The sequence below is a fragment of the Pelagimonas sp. genome (genome assembly GCF_050633425.1).
In the GTDB taxonomy this organism is placed as follows: domain Bacteria; phylum Pseudomonadota; class Alphaproteobacteria; order Rhodobacterales; family Rhodobacteraceae; genus Pelagimonas.
Window position 1 is genome coordinate 105,752 of record NZ_JBOEGM010000020.1, and the last position, 16,922, is coordinate 122,673.

The 16,922-nt window shown below is 56.6% G+C and carries 12 protein-coding genes; 6 read left to right on the forward strand and 6 right to left on the reverse strand.

Translation table 11 applies throughout. The features are described from left to right. Positions 1–112 precede the first annotated feature (112 nt). From ACRBB0_RS16265 to ACRBB0_RS16280, 4 genes are all read right to left on the reverse strand, one after another. The gene (locus ACRBB0_RS16265; RefSeq protein WP_431375503.1) at positions 113–373 is read right to left on the reverse strand and encodes a hypothetical protein; all 261 of its coding nucleotides are present in this window, start codon (positions 371–373) and stop codon (positions 113–115) included. A 34-nt stretch (positions 374–407) separates the two neighbouring features. After that, positions 408–887 carry a hypothetical protein gene (locus ACRBB0_RS16270; RefSeq protein ID WP_431375504.1) on the reverse strand — a complete coding sequence of 160 codons (480 nt, stop codon included), beginning with the start codon at positions 885–887 and terminating at the stop codon, positions 408–410. 193 nt (positions 888–1,080) lie between these two features. Further along, positions 1,081–3,231, reverse strand: a complete 2,151-nt coding sequence (locus ACRBB0_RS16275; RefSeq protein ID WP_431375505.1) for a hypothetical protein — start codon at positions 3,229–3,231, stop codon at positions 1,081–1,083. Continuing rightward, entirely contained in the window at positions 3,228–4,394 is a 1,167-nt protein-coding gene (locus ACRBB0_RS16280) for a phosphatase PAP2 family protein (RefSeq protein WP_431375506.1), read from the reverse strand. Before ACRBB0_RS16280 ends, ACRBB0_RS16275 begins: the two co-directional genes overlap by 4 nt. Before the next feature lie 210 nt (positions 4,395–4,604). Between ACRBB0_RS16280 and ACRBB0_RS16285 the strand changes: the two genes are divergently transcribed. The 3 genes from ACRBB0_RS16285 (at position 4,605) to ACRBB0_RS16295 (ending at position 10,697) form a co-directional block, all read left to right on the forward strand. After that, complete coding sequence (locus ACRBB0_RS16285; protein WP_431375507.1) at positions 4,605–6,203, forward strand: hypothetical protein; 1,599 nt, start codon at positions 4,605–4,607, stop codon at positions 6,201–6,203. Positions 6,204–6,397: 194 nt separating this feature from the next. Continuing rightward, positions 6,398–7,642, forward strand: coding sequence for an efflux RND transporter periplasmic adaptor subunit (locus ACRBB0_RS16290; RefSeq protein ID WP_431375508.1), 1,245 nt, complete (start codon positions 6,398–6,400; stop codon positions 7,640–7,642). A gap of 4 nt (positions 7,643–7,646) precedes the next feature. Beyond that, positions 7,647–10,697, forward strand: coding sequence for an efflux RND transporter permease subunit (locus ACRBB0_RS16295; RefSeq protein ID WP_431375509.1), 3,051 nt, complete (start codon positions 7,647–7,649; stop codon positions 10,695–10,697). Positions 10,698–10,797: 100 nt separating this feature from the next. Here ACRBB0_RS16295 and katG read toward each other — a convergent pair whose 3' ends face one another. Next, positions 10,798–12,975: a catalase/peroxidase HPI gene (gene katG, locus ACRBB0_RS16300; protein WP_431375510.1), complete on the reverse strand. Its 2,178-nt coding sequence runs from the start codon at positions 12,973–12,975 to the stop codon at positions 10,798–10,800. A gap of 105 nt (positions 12,976–13,080) precedes the next feature. Here katG and ACRBB0_RS16305 point away from each other — a divergent pair, with 105 nt between their 5' ends. The 3 genes from ACRBB0_RS16305 (at position 13,081) to ACRBB0_RS16315 (ending at position 15,758) form a co-directional block, all read left to right on the forward strand. Continuing rightward, entirely contained in the window at positions 13,081–13,983 is a 903-nt protein-coding gene (locus ACRBB0_RS16305; RefSeq protein WP_431375511.1) for a LysR substrate-binding domain-containing protein, read from the forward strand. Positions 13,984–14,049: 66 nt separating this feature from the next. Next, the gene (gene pcaQ / locus ACRBB0_RS16310; protein ID WP_431375512.1) at positions 14,050–14,988 is read left to right on the forward strand and encodes a pca operon transcription factor PcaQ; all 939 of its coding nucleotides are present in this window, start codon (positions 14,050–14,052) and stop codon (positions 14,986–14,988) included. A gap of 95 nt (positions 14,989–15,083) precedes the next feature. Beyond that, positions 15,084–15,758 carry a DUF1045 domain-containing protein gene (locus ACRBB0_RS16315; protein WP_431375513.1) on the forward strand — a complete coding sequence of 225 codons (675 nt, stop codon included), beginning with the start codon at positions 15,084–15,086 and terminating at the stop codon, positions 15,756–15,758. An 84-nt stretch (positions 15,759–15,842) separates the two neighbouring features. On the opposite strand, the gene ACRBB0_RS16320 is transcribed toward ACRBB0_RS16315, so the two are convergent. Then, entirely contained in the window at positions 15,843–16,922 is a 1,080-nt protein-coding gene (locus ACRBB0_RS16320) for a DUF1513 domain-containing protein (protein WP_431375514.1), read from the reverse strand.

Here is a 16,922-nt window from a genome sequence, read left to right on the forward strand (position 1 = left end):
TCAAAAAACACATATCCGCCCAAAAACCTCGTGGTCCAAAACGTAAAACCGGACATACCCCAAATTTCAGTTGCGCGGTTCATCACGTGGCCGCGCCGAATTCTGCACCGTGTTATTTGTGCCCGGAAAAGCTGACCAAGATTTCTTGATCGTCTTGTGGTTCTTCATCCACCCTGTTCTGAGCAGAGGCGAAATTGACGAATTTCACATGCTCCATATCGCTATAGGCCGCCAAGGCGTCTAGCTCATCCTCTTCCCAACTGGGGTCGGGCGTCGTGGGCGGTGATGTTGTGGCTTCGTCACCTCGGACGATACGCAGTACCGGACGCCCCAAAAGCGCCTTTGCACCTACGACCTTGAGCTTGTCACTCATGTATCCACTCCTTCAACATAGTTCTTGTGCCCTTTCATCGCGCTATTTGCTGGCGCAACCGTCTGGCAACTTCGGCCGGAACGGGGGCTCCTTCATATACCGGCTGATACCCATGCCGGTCCGAATACACATGCCGCCTGACGTCTCCGCCAGAGGTCTTCACATCAATCACACGGTAACCGTTCACTATTTCCTTGGTGAGCCGATAGGTTTCCCCCTTCTCGAGCCACCCTCCGTAAAAGACGACACCGTCGGCGTCGCGCATCACGATTTCCAAAAAGCCGACCCCTTGCATTTCAAAGATCAAATCCAAGGCCGAGGCGTCTTTTGAAGATGCCTCTCCGACTTTTAACCATTGCGAACTCACCTTTGCCCCGATCAGGCAACTCACTGGGTACTCAAACTCAGAAACCACAGCGCTAAGAACCGAAGAGACCGCCTCAGTTCTTTCAAATTCACGTATATCTGCGCCGTATTGCGCGTAAATTCTAAGAAAGCGGAAGCTTCCTGACATATCCACGTCCCTGAGTCGCCAGCCGTCTATCGCGGCTTGGATAATTCTTAGCAGGTCACCTAGTGGCGATGGTCAATTCTGGGTCAATCCTGGGTCAAAAAATCTGAAAAAACACATTTTCTGACGCTTTTTCCAATTGTTGTCACCAAGGCGTAGATCGCACGCCTTGGCGTTTCTTGTGATGTTTGCGCGCCTAGGATCGTCTGCGCATCTGCTCGCGTCGATCAGTATTCGCGATGCGGCCAGCACCACCTCGGGCGGTGTCACGCCTAGGATCCGCGTTTGCGAGGGTCAAAACATGCGCGCGCAGATCTTGGGTTATTGTGTTTGTTCCCACTGCGACCTCACCATCCAAAATCGCATCCGCCAACCGGCGGGACAGGCTTGCTGCGGCGGCGCTGGTGCCATTGGCCAAACGCACCGTGCCCGACCCGGTCCCCGAGGCCAACATAGAGCGGCGCGCATCCGACAGCTCAATCGCAACCCCCGCCACCGGCCCCGATGGTTCGTCCCCGGCAGGGTTGGTGCCCGCGCCTGCCGAAGAATAGGCCGCAAACGCGCCCGACCCGCTCGCTCGGGTCGCAGACACCACCAAGACATCACGCGCACAGGCATTGCTGCTGATCGTGTTGCGTCGTTTTATAGGATCGCCAGTGACCGACAATGCCTCATCCAAGCGCCCATTCCCGAGCCGCCGTTGATGGTTTCGGTGATCCAGATAGGCCTGACGTCCACGCGGTGGAAACCCCGCAAGGCTGTCCCCCCGTTCAACCCAAAGCATCACCCGTTCCTGAGCATCCAACGCCACATCTGACTTTGGCCCAAACGCCAAAGTCCAACGCCCCGCTGGGGCCACGCGCGCTTTGGGATCATCGCTTGCGGTTGGCCGCAACGCCAAAGTCACCCGCGTGCGCGCCCGGCCAACGGCTCCGGCTGGAAGCGCATAATCGGGTTCGTCACGCTGAACATATAGCCGGGCCAACGCCTCAGTAGGATCATCCATGTCCTGCAGATCACCGTCGCCAGCCAATGGCGCAGGTGGCGGTGTGAAACCGGTTGTTGAGGGCGGCGTGACGCTTAGAACAAAGGGTAGCTCGTCATAATCGCCTTCCAACCAAAACTGAACAAAACTGGCGGTTTTGTCATCGGGCTGCAGGCAAAGGAAAAGCTCCTGCCCGGCGGCAATCTCCGCCCCGGTCAGCTCGGCATGACAATCGGCCTGAAACGCATTGCCCGCAGACACGGTAATGGCAGCAAACTCGCTTCGATCCAGTCGCAGCTGAAAATCTGCATCCAAGAGCCCCTGGCCATCATGCCGCCCACTGTGATCGCCAAAACTATAGTTCAGCAACACCTCATGCGGGGTGTCCGCATAAAGCTGGCTTGCCGTGTCCCAAACCCAGTTCATTGCAGATTTCACATAGATTTCATGCATAAACCCGTTGGTCTGGGCCACCAATTGCGGCGGGAGCTCGACCGCGAGGATGCGATGCCGCGCCGCCTTGGGGTCCTCCAACTGTCGGCCAGCGGCGATATCCAACATCATGCCGCCATGACAATAGGATTGCGCCAAGGGCCGGTCCCCCGCTTGCCACATGCCACCTGCCGGATTTGCAAGCTGGGTATAGACCGCGGCATCGCCGCCCAATTCGGCCACACTCGGCGTCAAAAGCTGATCGATGTCAGCCGCAAACAACGCCCGACCGATGACAACATCGCCCGACGGATGCGCCCCGCCCCGCCCTTGCAACCAAACCGCATCCACGCGGCTTTCGGTCAACGATTGACGAAATCGGCTGTTCGCAAAGGGTATCGCGTGGTCAATCATGGCCGTTACAACCAAAGGCCCCTCATCGGATTTGGTCTCCTCGTGATATCGCGATTGTATCACCACAGGCTGCTCTGCCTGCGTCGCTTGGGGGGCGGCACGCGTGGCAATCCCGCTGGCCGCTGCACCAATTGCAGCAACCGTGATATGCTCAGGAGACGCGACGCCCAAATGGGCCCCCATCTTCTGGTCCAAATCAAAGCTGTCATTGTCGCTGTCACTCTTAACGTGTTCAAACACGATCAGCTCGTTTGGCCCGTTGTCAAATCCGGTGGTGCCTGATTGCAGATTGCAATGCATCCAGTGGTTCAGGTCATGCTGCGTCACCCGATAGTCGCTCTGGGCTGCAAAAAACGCCTGCATATCGGTCGCATTCACTTTGGCGGCGACGCTGGTCTCTGTATAGATGATCCGAGGTCGCCAAGCGTCGGAACCTGCCCTCCCGTCACTCTGGGCAAGCCAATCCCCCATCGGATCGACCTGCGCCGTTGGGCGCGATGTCCAGGTAAGAGTCATACCCCTGCCCCCGCAGGTGCCTCTGGTGCCGCAGGAATAGCCCATTCTTCGGCGACTTTGTTCCAAAGCCAGGCCATCGACGGGCTATTTGGTACGGCAAACGCTGTTTGCGGGCGAACATAGGCCCCGGCCTGTCCCCCATCCGGGCCCTCGGCTTGGGTATTGAAATCGGCCAAACCAAAGTCGGGTGTGTCACCGCCAACGGCCGGATCCCATGGGCTTTCGAACCGCAACCCGCGCATGTCTGCTTCGGCACCCGCCGGACGCGAACGGCGCACCATATATTGGCCCAAAGCCGTTCCCAGGCTGGCACCTGCAAATGTATCAATCGGGTAATGCACCCCCGCCACTGTGCGGTTCACCCCAACACGGGCGGCCTGCATTTGCATCTGACCGCGGCGCGACACACGCCCGGTGAGCTGTTGCGCCCCGTCCATATGATCCACAATCGCCGCCAAAACCTCTGACATTGCAAAGGCTTCTGTCGCGTGACCGCTTGGGAATGCACTATGCGCCGGGGTGGTGATCATCGGCTGCATCTGTGACGAAAGCTCAAACGGACGGCGCACATTCATCACCGCCTTAAAGCGCTTTTCGATCTCGATGACCGCGCCCACCGCGACAAACAAATATTCGATTGTCCATTTATGGCGCTGCGGGTGCAAAGAAATGGTCTGACCAATCACCGACATGATTTCACCGACCTGCGCGTAAATCTCAGGGGCCCGGTCAAGGCGCAAATCCGCATAGGCTGCAATATAATCGAGCTGCTTTTGGAACTCGCCTATATCGGGGCGTTTGATACTGGCGATGACACCATTGGTGGCGCGATCCGAAACCGAAAACTCTTCTTCGCCAATGTCGAATTTAATTTCGGAAAACAGCTCGGATTGGATGGCGGAAATGCGAACACCCGTTTCCATAAACGCCATATGATCCATCGAATTAAATGGCAAATGGTCTGGAACAACCGCAGGCGGCTCATAATGTCCGACAATGCCGTCGCGCGCTCCGATCAAAGACCCAGACGCCGCAGCCGGAACCGCCTCAGTTGTCAACGACTTCTGGCTTCCCCCTGAGCTGGCCATTGAGGCCATGCTCGCCATCGAGGCCATGCTTGCCATTGAAGCCATGCTCGCCATCGCATAAGAATTCGTACCCATCGATATATCTCCCTTTCCCAAGCAAAGGCGGTAGAATTCTAAATATTCCTTTTGTTCCGCCTCGGTTAAAAGATCAGAGCGGATAGGGCTCTGGGTCAAGCAACGTGCGGTTGAACCGTGGCGTTTTGACCGATTTTTGACCAGCGCTATGCAGGATCGTATTCCTTTGATACCTTGCAAAAGACACAAGGCGACGATCAAAGAGGTTTTATGCGCACCCCACAGGCCCCATTGGCAAAAGCGCAATTGTTTGGGTCTTTTGAAATCCGGGCCATGGACGGCCGTGACCTGACACCACGCAAAAGCGCAAAAGCCCAAGGGCTTTTGGGGCTGTTGCTATTGGCACCTGATATGTCGCGCTCCAAAGAATATCTGATCGACAAGCTGTGGAGCGATCGCCAGCCGGTTCAGGGCGGGCGCAGCCTCAAAAATGAAATCTACACCATCCGCCGCCATTTTGGCGATTTGCGCGATCTGATCCGCACCGAACACAACACAGTCAGCCTCAAACCCGGTGCCTTTTTGAGGGATCTGGATGCGCCCGATTTCAAACCGGCAGACGGCGCGGCACTGCTCGAAAGCAGCTCTATCCGTGACCCGGAATTTGTTGAATGGTTAGAGACCGAACGCAGCAACGCCGCCAAATTATCCCAACGCCGCCCGGCACCGATTTTGTACATCGATTCGGCACGCGAAAGCGCTTTGTTTCACAATGACGCGGTCACCAACGCCTTTGGCCAAACCCTGGCCGATTGGTGCGCCATCCGCATCGTCTCAGCCAACGAAGAAGACCCCGACTTCAACATTGATCAGGAAACCGCATCCGGGTTCTGGTTGCGCAGCTCCGCCGCCAATGGCGCCTCACAAGTGGCCACAAATCTGCAAATGTCGCGCAGTTCCGACAAACGCCTGCTGTGGAACCGCAGCGAGCTTTTGCCAGTTGATCCAACAGACCTGTTGCAAACTCCCCAGATGCACCGTCTGGTCAATACCAGCGTGGATCGAACCGTTTTCAATCCTGCTTCACCTGATCGAAAATCCCCTGAGCTGCGGTATCTCGAACGCGGGACACTTGGCGCCATCCGATTGATTTTTAGAAATCAAAACAAAGACCTGGAACTGGCGCGCCATCAGCTGGCCGTCAACCACGAAGCCGAACCCAGCGGCATCTTTTTGGCGTGGTCGGCCTATATCCTTGCCTTTTTCAAAGGCGAGCGGCTCGTTGCTCAGGAAGCTCTGCGCGATGAGGCCGAGGATTTGGCCAGCCGGGCGCTCGAGCTGGACCCATATAATTCGATGGTTCTGGCGCTGACCTCCTACATCTATACCTATTTGCTGGATAATCCGGCTTATGGCCTCGAACTTTCCGCCCGCGCCATCGAGGCCAACCGGTCTAACCCGCTGGCCTGGAGCTTTCGCTCTGCGGCGCTTTATACATTGGGGCAATTGCCCGAAGCCATGACCGCCGCCAATTTCGCCCGCAGCATTTCCGGCGATGGGCCGTATCGCTATGCGGTTGAGACATTCTATTGCATTGCTGCCGCCAAATCGCACCACATCGACGAGGCGATCCGCGCGGGCGAGGCCTCGTTCCGTCTCAAACCCGATTTCCGGGCCCCGTTGCGGTATTTGACGCTGCTATATGCCTACAAAGGTGAAACGAAAAAGCTTGATCGTTTGGTGACACATATGCGCCAGGACGAGCCGGATTATTCGCTGAGCAAATTGATCCACAACAATAACTACCCATCGGAAATTCTACGCAGTACCCGCGTCGCCAACGAATTGATTGCTGCAGACGGTGGTTGACCCGCTCTTGGGTCATGGCCAACGCGCTGCTGTTTGGGGCAAATACGATCTGCCCTCAGGAAACCTTGGGTTTTTCAGTGCACATAATACGTTGGTAAATTGAGGTTGCGGCCCGGGACTCATCACTTAAACCTTTTACTTGGTTCAAAATTCGTGCCACTCTGGCAGGACATTCTACAAATGGGTCTAACACAATGAAAACATTGTTATTTGCGACTGCACTGACCGGGGTTATTGTGACGGGGGCGACCCAGACTTGGGCTCAGGACTCTGTGCGCCCGGCAAAGGTATTCACGGTTCAGGAATCTGAAACGGCGTTGCGCCGCGATTACTCGGCCGTTGTTTTTCCGTCACAAGAAGTAGAGTTGTCTTTCCGCGTTTCGGGCCGTGTCATTGAACTGCCTGTGCGCGGCGCAACGCAAGTGAACAAAGGCGATATGATTGCCCGCCTTGATCCCCGCGATTTCGAAGCCAATATCGCCCAACTCGAAAGCCAGCGTGATCAATCCGCGGCCCAGCTCCAAGCCCTGCGCAGCGGTGCCCGCGCCGAAGAAGTCGCCGCACTCGAGGCAGCCGTCGCTGCCGCTCAGGCCCAGGTAGACCAAGCCAGCGATCAAGCCGTTCGAACACGACAACTTGCGGAACGCGGTGTTGTCGCGGCGGCAAAACTTGATCAGGACGAAGCGACATTGCGCGTCGCCCAAGCCGATCTTCGTGCCAAACAAGAACAGCTTTTGATTGGCACCTCTGGCGGCCGCGCCGAAGACATCTCTTCCGCAGAAGCCGCCCTACGCGGACTGGAAGCCCAGCTCTCAACCGCCCGCAGCAACCTTGAAGATGCAACCCTAACGGCCCCTTTCACCGGGATCGTGGCCCGGCGCGACATTGAGAACTTTACCAATGTTCAGGCGGGGCAGGACATCGTTCTGCTTCAGGCACTCTCGGTCATTGACCTCGCCTTTGATGTGCCCGGTTCTGATGTGATCACGCTCTCCACCTACGATGATCCAAAGGTGACCGTCACCTTTGACAACCTGCCCGGCCCGGTCTTTGATGCTGAGCTGGTTGAGTTCTCAACCCAAGCCGATGCCGCGACGCAAACATATCGTGTCCGCGTTGCCGTTGAAGTTCCCGAAGGCAGGATGATCCTTCCCGGAATGGTGGGCCAAATCAACGTGTTGGTCGAAAACGCCGGGGTCTCCATGATCAACGTCCCGCTCACCGCCGTTGCAGCAGCACCAGATGGGTCGGCCTATGTCTGGCTGATGGATCCAGATTCAAAAACCGTTTCCAAACAGGATGTTACCCTCGGAAACGCAAGGGGTGATATGATTGAAGTTGCCAGCGGACTAACGGATGGCGACATCGTCATCACAGCCGGTCTTAACAAGCTGCAAGTCGGCATGACCATCCGCCCGATCACAAAGATCGGGGGCTAAGCGCATGGATCTCGCTCGCTTTGCGATTGATAAACGCCTGATCTCGGCGATCGCCACGCTTTTGATCTTGGTGGCGGGCTATTTCGCCTACACCAAACTCCCGCGGTTCGAAGACCCTGAATTTGTCATCCGACAAGCCCAGATCGTTACCCCCTACCCCGGTGCCAGCGCTGCAGAAGTGGCCGATGAAGTCACCGAAGTCATAGAAAATGCGCTTCAACAGCTTCAGGGCATCAAAGAAGTCCGCTCCGTTTCCTCCCCCGGTCTCAGCAACGTCACGGTTGAATTCACCATTCAGTCGACACCAGATTACCCCGAACTCTACGAGCGCTTTGCACAGATGCGCGCCAAAATTGATGACATCGGGTCTGAGTTGCCACCAAACGCGCTGCCTCCGCAGGTTTATGATGATTTCGGCGATGTTTATGCGCTGTATTTTGCGGTGGTGGGCCAAGGCTATTCCATGCCCGACCTGCACGCCTATGCCGAGGAATTGCAGCGCGAGCTGGTCACCGTCAAAGGCGTGTCCAAGGTCATTCTCAACGGCGTTCAGGACGAAGTTATTTACGTCGAATACGCCCCCGCACGCTTGATTGAACTCGGCCTGTCGCCGTCACAAATCGGTCAGGTCCTCGAAGGGCAAAACCTGGTGACACCCGCAGGCTCGGTCAAAGCGGGCACCCGTCGCATCACCATTCGCCCTGAAACGGCCATCAATTCCCTTGATGCCATCAGCAATCTGGTGATCTCCAACGCCCAAACCGGCACGTCCTTTCGTCTCAAAGACATTGCCAGCATATCGCGTGGCCTCGTCGATCCTGCCAAAAGCTTGCTCTATCGCGATGGCCAGCCTGCTGTTGGGATCGGGATTTCCAACACCCTTGGCGGCAATGTCGTCAACATGGGCGAAGCGGTCAAAGCCCGCATGGACGAGCTGATCAAAGATCGCCCTATTGGCATCGAAGTCCTTGCGATCTCTGATCAATCTGACTCGGTCAAGACCTCGGTCAACGATTTTGTCATGAACGTTATTGTGGCGCTGATCATCGTTGTTGGCACATTGCTCCTGTTTATGGGCTTGCGCTCGGGCATCTTGATGGGGGGGATTTTGCTTGTCACTGTCGCCGGGACATTGTTTGGGATGTACCTCTACGGCCTTGATATGCAACGTATTTCCCTTGGCGCGCTGATTATCGCGCTGGGTATGCTTGTCGATAATGCCATTGTGGTCGTCGAAGGAACTCTTGTGCGTGTGCATCGCGGTGAAAACCCCCGAGAGGCGTCGATCGCTGTCGTCAACCAAACGAAATGGCCGCTCTTGGGCGGGACCATCGTTGGCTTTTTGGCTTTCTCGCCCATCGGGTTTTCCCCTGACAATACTGGCGAATATGCGGGCAGCTTGTTTTGGACGATCTCAATCGCCCTGCTGTTTTCATGGCTCGTCGCAATCTGGCTCACCCCTTACTTTTGCACACTTCTGCTCAAATCGGATAGCAATCCGGTCGAGGAAAAAGAGAACATTGTTTTGCGCTGGTACCGCGCAATCTTGGCGCGCGCGATCCGAGTTCGCTTTTTGACCATCGGTGTTGTGATCGCGATGTTTGTCTCAGCAATCGCAAGCTTTAGCCTTGTACCTCCAGGCTTCTTCCCGTCCTCTACCCGTGCGCAGTTTGTGATCGATTACACCTTGCCCGAAGGGAGCGACATTTCGCAGACCCAAAGCGATTTGCTTGAAATTGATCAACACGTCCAGGCGCTTGACGGCGTGACCAGCACCAACTTGATGGTTGGCACCGGTCATACCCGGTTTATGCTGATCTACGAAGCGGCAGACAGCAACCCAGGCTATGGTCAGATTCTTGTTGATGTCGAAGATTACTTGCAAATTGACGAATTGCGGGGCTCGCTTCAGGATTGGATTGATGAAACCTATCCAGCGGCCAATGCCAAAGTCTGGCGCTTTGTGCTTGGTCCCGGTGGCGGATCAAAAATCGAAACGCGCTTCTTTGGTCCTGATCCTGTCGTGTTGCGCAGCTTGGCAGCCGAGGCCAAGGCGATCTTTGCCAACGCAGGTGCCATCGCGATCAAAGACAACTGGCGTGAACAGATCCAAGTCATGCGTCCCGTCATCAACACTGAAAACGCCCGGCGTCTTGGCTTAACCCAAGGCGAGATTTCCAACGCGCTCTATTCCCATTTCAATGGGGCCAATATCGGCGTTTATCGTGAAAATGATAAATTGCTCAACGTCACGATGCGCCCTTTTGAAGGTGACAGAAATGACATTGGCATGTTGCGTGATGTGCAAAACTACAGCCAGGCCATTGGCGGATATATTCCGATAACTCAGGTGGTTGATCGCTTCGATCTTGTCTTCGAAGAAGGCAACCTGCGCCGAATTGATCGCAAGCTCGCGATCACGGCCCAGGCGGACAACGCGCCAGGTGTGCGGTCTGGCGATTTGTTTGAAGAGGTGCGCGGACCGGTCGAAGCCATCCCGCTTCCTCCTGGGTACTCAATGGTTTGGAAGGGTGAATTTGGCAGCAGCACAGAAGCCAATGCCGGTCTTGCTTCGACAATGCCTTTGGGGTTTGGGGCCATGATCCTCGTGGTGCTCTTCTTGTTCAATGCCATTCGCCAGCCCTTGATTATTTGGCTGACAGTGCCTCTGGCGTTGATCGGGGTGATTTGGGGCCTGGCCGCAACGCAAACCCCGATGGAGTTCATGGCGATCCTTGGCATCTTGTCGCTGACCGGGATGTTGATCAAAAACGCCATTGTTTTGATTGACGAAACGGATTCGCAGATTGCGGATGGCAAGGCCCGTATGCAGGCGATTGTCGACTCGGCCGTCAGCCGCGTCAGGCCGGTCTCCTTGGGGGTTTTGACCACAGTTCTTGGGGTTGTGCCTCTGATTTGGGACCCGTTCTTCAAATCGCTGGCCGTGGTGATCATCTGTGGGCTTAGCTTTGCGACCATCCTGACGCTCATCATCGTTCCGACACTCTATGCGGTGTTTTTCCGCGTCCGCAATGATGAGATCACAAGCGACTAAACCCCTATTAAAAATGTAAAAAACGCCCCGCGAAACCTTTTGGTTCGCGGGGCGTTTCTATACCAGGGCATCTGGTCCTGCCCTCTTTGCTCAATTGCGCTTAGCTCAAATCAAACCGGTCCGCGTCCATAACCTTGGCCCATGCTGCAACGAAATCAGCAACAAACTTGCCTTCGTTGTCCGCCTGGCCATACACTTCAGCCAGAGCACGCAATTGCGAGTTTGATCCAAACACAAGATCAACCCGCGTCGCTGTCCAGCGCAGCTCTCCCGACGCAGATTTCCCCTCATAGACACCGTCGCCCGCATCCGACCAACGGGTGCCCATATCCAAGAGATTGGCAAAGAAATCCGCCGACAGCGTACCAACCCGGTCGGTCAAAACACCATGCGCACTGCCGCCGTGATTGGCCCCAAGAACGCGCAAACCACCAACCAGAACCGTCATTTCCGGTGCCGTCAACGTCAGCAATTGCGCCTTGTCGATCAACAACTCCTCCGGCGAAATCGTATAGGCCCGCCGTTGGTAATTGCGAAACCCATCCGCCTCAGGTTCCAGATAGCCGATGCTCTCCACATCCGTTTGTTCCTGGGTCGCATCACCACGCCCCAAAGTCACCGGAACAGTCACATCATGCCCACCGGTTTTTGCAGCCTGCTCAACAGCAGCCGCGCCACCAATCACAATCAGATCGGCCAACGATACCGGCTTGGCAAACTCCGCCTGCACCGTTTTCAAAACCGCCAAAACCCGTGCCAGATTTTCCGGCTCGTTGGCGTCCCAACGGTTCATTGGCTCCAACTGAATCCGTGCCCCATTGGCACCGCCGCGCATATCCGAACCACGGAAGGTCGACGCCGAGGCCCAGGCTGTCTTGATCAGATCAGCGCCAGAAACATCCGCCTCCAAAACCGCAGCTTTCAAAGCGCTCACATCACCGTCTGCCAGATCGGTTTGTGACGCGGGCACCGGGTCTTGCCAAACCAACTCCTCGCTTGGAACCTCGGCCCCCAAATACCGGGCCCGTGGCCCCATATCGCGGTGGGTCAGCTTGAACCAAGCGCGGGCAAAGGCATCGGCGAAGTCCTCAGGGTTTTCATGGAACCGACGCGAGATTGGCCCATAAATTGGGTCCAACCGCATGGCCATATCCGCCGTGGTCATCATGGTTTTGACCTTTTGCGACGCATCATGCGCGGCGGGGGCCATATGCTCTTCGTCCACGCCAACCGGCTCCCAAATCCAGGCACCTGCCGGGCTCTTGGTCAGGTTCCAATCATAGCCAAACAGCAGATCAAAATAACCATTGTCCCATTTCGTCGGGTTTGCGGTCCATGCGCCTTCAATACCGCTTGTCGTGGTGTCGCCTCCTTTGCCGCTGCCATGTTGATTGCGCCAGCCAAAGCCCATTTCCTCGATTCCAGCGGCTTCAGGTTCCGGGCCAACAAGCGCCGGATCACCCGCTCCATGCGCCTTGCCAAATGTATGCCCCCCCGCCACTAGCGCCACGGTCTCTTCGTCATTCATCGCCATGCGCGCAAACGTCTCGCGAATGTCACGCCCTGACGCCAGAATGTCGGGCTGACCATCCGGCCCTTCCGGGTTCACATAAATCAGCCCCATTTGCACCGCAGCCAAAGGGTTTTCCAAGTCGCGATCACCGGAATAGCGGCTGTTGGGGTTGTCGGTTTCGGCCAACCATTCGGTCTCCTCCCCCCAATAGACGTCTTCTTCAGGTTCCCAGACATCGGCCCGCCCCCCGGCAAAGCCAAAGGTGGTGCCCCCCATGCTTTCAATCGCACAGTTGCCTGCCAAAATCATCAGGTCAGCCCAGGAAATCGCATTGCCGTATTTTTGCTTTACCGGCCACAACAAGCGCCGCGCCTTGTCCAAATTTCCGTTATCTGGCCAAGAGTTAAGAGGCGCAAATCGCTGTTGCCCTGTTCCCGCGCCGCCGCGTCCATCGGCTGTCCGGTAGGTGCCTGCGCTGTGCCATGCCATGCGAATAAACAAGCCGCCATAATGGCCATAATCCGCAGGCCACCACTCCTGACTGTCCGTCATAAGCGCCACCAAATCGGCCTTGAGCGCCTTTAGATCCAGCCCCTTGAACGCCTCAGCATAATCGAAATCCGCATCCATTGGATCGGATTTAGCGGTATTCTGGCTCAGAATCCGAAGGTTGAGTTGGTTGGGCCACCAGTCCTTGTTTGACCGCATGCTGACATTCGTCGCCCCGTGTGCAACCGGGCATTTCCCGACACTGTTTCCGTCCATGTGATCTCTCCTCAGCTAAAGTCTACTCTGGGTATGCGCACAGCCTAGAAGGGAATCTTCATAAAAAGAAATTGCATTTTCAGATAGCTTTGATAGCTTTTTCTAATGAGTAACATCACCCTGAAACAACTGCGCTATTTCGATGCTTTGGCCCGGCATGGCCACTTTGGTCAGGCCGCTGACACCTGCGCGATCTCTCAACCTGCGCTGTCGGTCCAAATCAAGGAGCTGGAACATCGGCTTGGCGGGCCGCTTTTTGCGCGTGAACCGCGCCGCGTGCATCTCACACAATTGGGGGCCGAATTGCTCAGCCGCGCGCGTGACATCCTGAAATCCGTTGATGATCTCGAAGACCTCGCTCGCGCCGCGCAGACCCAATTGCAAGGCCAGTTGCGCATAGGCGTGATCCCGACCATTGCGCCCTATTTGCTCCCTGCGATCTTGGGCACGCTGTCCACCGCCTATCCGCAGGCTGACATCCATATACGCGAAACCATGACCCCAACCTTGCTGCGCGAATTGTCCGATGGCGTGATCGACACCGCCATTTTGGCCCTGCCGATTTCGGAATCCTGGCTGACCGAATATCCGCTTTTTGACGAAAACTTCGTCTTGGTCCGCCCGCAGTCCGACGCGAATAATCCGGTGCCTGACCCGACAGACTTGCAACGAATGCGGCTGTTATTGCTCGAAGAGGGGCATTGTTTTCGTGACCAAGCCCTGTCGTTTTGCCACGTACCGGCCACGGCCCGCACCAACACCTTGGACGGGACGACCCTGTCGACACTGGTTCGCATGGTGGATGCGGGCTTTGGGGTCACGCTTTTGCCGCAGATGGCGATTGCGACGGAAACCCAATCCGCCCAAGTCTGTATTTCGCAGTTCCAAGACCCGCAACCAAGCCGAACCATTGGAATGATTTGGCGCAAGTCCAGTCCGCTCACCCCCCATTTCGAAGAGATGGCCAAGTTGATCACCGAAGCGGCGCAGGGCCAGCCCAGCTTGTAATACCTGCCCATTTCGGCAAGAATAGCGACCAAACCGCTCAGTTACCTCATTCAAAAGGCAACCAATTTGGATCGTCGCATCAAGATCAGACATATCCAGTGTTTTGTTGAAATCGCCCGCGAGGGCAGTTTGAAGCGCGCGGCACAAAAGCTGTTCCTCACCCAACCCGCCATTTCAAAAACCCTCAAAGAGCTCGAAGACATTCTCGCGGCGCAGCTGATGACCAGAAACAGGTCGGGCGTGTCGCTGACCCAACAAGGCGAGGTATTTCTGCATTTCGCCCAAATGTCGCTCGCCAGTTTGCAACAGGGGCTCAACGGGCTCGAACAGATCGGCAAGGATGCAAGCCAGCATATCCGTGTTGGCAGTCTACCCAGCGTTGCGGCCTCCCTTATGCCCGATGTTGTCCATGAATTCAGCCAATTGGCCCCGCGCGCCACGCTCTCCATGACCGATGGCCCCCACAGCCATCTCATCGACCGCCTGCGCCTGGGTGAGCTTGACGTCGTCATCGGCCGGCTCGGTGCTCCTGACACGATGCAAGGCGTTAGTTTCACGCAAATTTATACCGAACAGGTCGAGTTTGTCGTGCGCGCCGGGCATCCGTTGCTGGAAGCCCCTGACCTGCAGCGCATTGGCGAATGGCAGGTGCTTTACCCGCCGCGCGGATCGGCGATCCATCCCCTGATCGAACGCTATTTGATCGCCAATGGCGTCGGCGACATTCCTAATCGGATCGAAACCGTGTCCGGGGCGTTTGGCCGGGTCTACACCCGCAACACCGATGCCATCTGGATCATTTCAAGTGGCGTTGTCACCCGTGAAGTCGCCGATGGGGTCTTGGTCAAGCTGCCGTTTGACACGTCCTTGACCCACGGCCCAGTTGGCATCATGGCGCGGCCCGACGCCCCCGAAACTCCGGTCACACAGGTCTTTCACCTCGCGGTGCGCAACGCCCTTGCCAGCCAACACACAACCCCCATGCCCCCTTTGCAGGCGAAATGACCTACCCCCCCATCCGATCATTGGCGAAGGCCCAAATTTCTGTCACATCTCCCTGGCATGGTTGCGAAAACCGGCAGTCAGGGAGAACGGAAAATATGTCAGACTATACGCGTTTCGGTATCTATTACCTGCCGCCTCATGGCGATCTCGCGCGCTTTGGCGCGCAGTGGCTGGGCTGGGATATCGAGACCGGCGCGCCTTGTGCGCAATTTGATGTGCCTGACATCAATACGATCACCGCCACCCCTCGAAAATACGGGTTTCACGGCACACTCAAACCGCCCTTTCGGCTCGCCACAGGCTCAGACCTGACCGGGTTAACCCAAGCGGTGTCCGATCTCGCTGCTGATCTCGCTCCGGTTCAAATTGCCAAATTACAACCGGCAAAACTGGGCCGGTTTTGGGCACTGGTTCCCCATGGCGACACCGATGGCTTGGCTCAGCTCGCGGCGCGTATTGTTCAAGACCTAGACGCCTTTCGCGCCCCCCCAACCGAGGCCGAGCTTGAAAAACGCCGGAAATCCAATCTCTCACCGGCCCAAGAAACGCATTTGCAAACATGGGGTTACCCCTACGTGCTTGATCAGTTCAAGTTTCACATGACCCTGTCGGGCCGTTTATCAGCGGATCACTCTGAAATCGTCCAATCCGCTCTGGCTCAGCACTTGCCGCCCCTGCCCCAGCAACATGACGTGAACCAGATCTCCTTGGTGGGGGAACGCATCGACGGGCGTTTTGAAACGATCAAGCGCTTTGATCTGACGGGCTAAACCTCGTTTTCGGAAAGGCGGCATGTCCCCGCAATGGCTCATCGCTTGCTTGCCATGCAAACCTTTCCGAAAGCCCGTGACCCGTCACAAGTGACCGGTATCAATCGCAACCAAATGGTTGTCAAAAGCCAGATCCCGATGCGTCGCCACCATGTGGTCATCACGCCAAAGCGTGCCGTGGCCGGTCGTCGTCACTATATGCGGGCCAAGCGCTGCAACGCCGCAAACATCGGCTTGGTCGCGGCGCAGGCCCAGCACCAGATCAGATGCACCAAGCTGCACAACGCGCCCGCCGCGCGGCGATGTCACCACAATGTTTTGGCCATTTTGGCTAAAACTAACGCTGCCCACATAGCCCTTCATGTCGCGCCACACCGGGTTTTCCCCTGCCACAACAATGTCCTGACCACGCATATGCGCCCCAACAAGAGGCGGTGTTCGATCTGTATCGCCTTGCCATTGCATCCCAAACGCAACCAACCCATCCGCGCGAACATCCAAATGGCGGATCGAGTTGCGGCGAAATTCTTTTGGCAACTCCTGTGTTTCAAGAGACCCGCCCCCAAGGTCAAAATAGCTTAGATTGGGGCGCATCTCGGGAATGTTCAGCTTGGCACGGCCGCTATCAGGATGGGTGTCGATCCCGCCATTCGCAACGACAAGTGTCTGCCCATCCGGCATAAGAGCCAGCTCATGCGGACCAACACCACCTGACGAAAACTCCCCGATCCGCGCATAATCGCGTGTCGCATCCCAGACACCGATCACACCACGCCCGGCCTCATAGTCGTTTTCCGAGGTAAACAGCCGCGTGCCATCGCCGGAAAACGCCCCGTGACCGTAAAAATGCCGCTCGCTTGGGGCTTGCATCTGCGCCAGCACATCGCCGTTTCGACAATCAAGCACAAGCGCATAGGTTCCCGGCCGTCTGGCAAAGGCCACCGCTTCGGGGCGCGACGGATGTGCCGCGGCGGCATGGCCCCGGCTGGGCAATGGCAGACGAAACAGCGCCTCCAAATCCGCGTTCAGGCCGACCAGAACATAGGCCCCCTGCGCGGTTTTGGCGGCGGTTATAAGGGCGGGCGAACCGACGTCAGCCCAGCTTGGCACCGGGAAAAGGCTTGCCGACAATAACCCGGTTAAAAACCCGCGCCGACCGGTCAT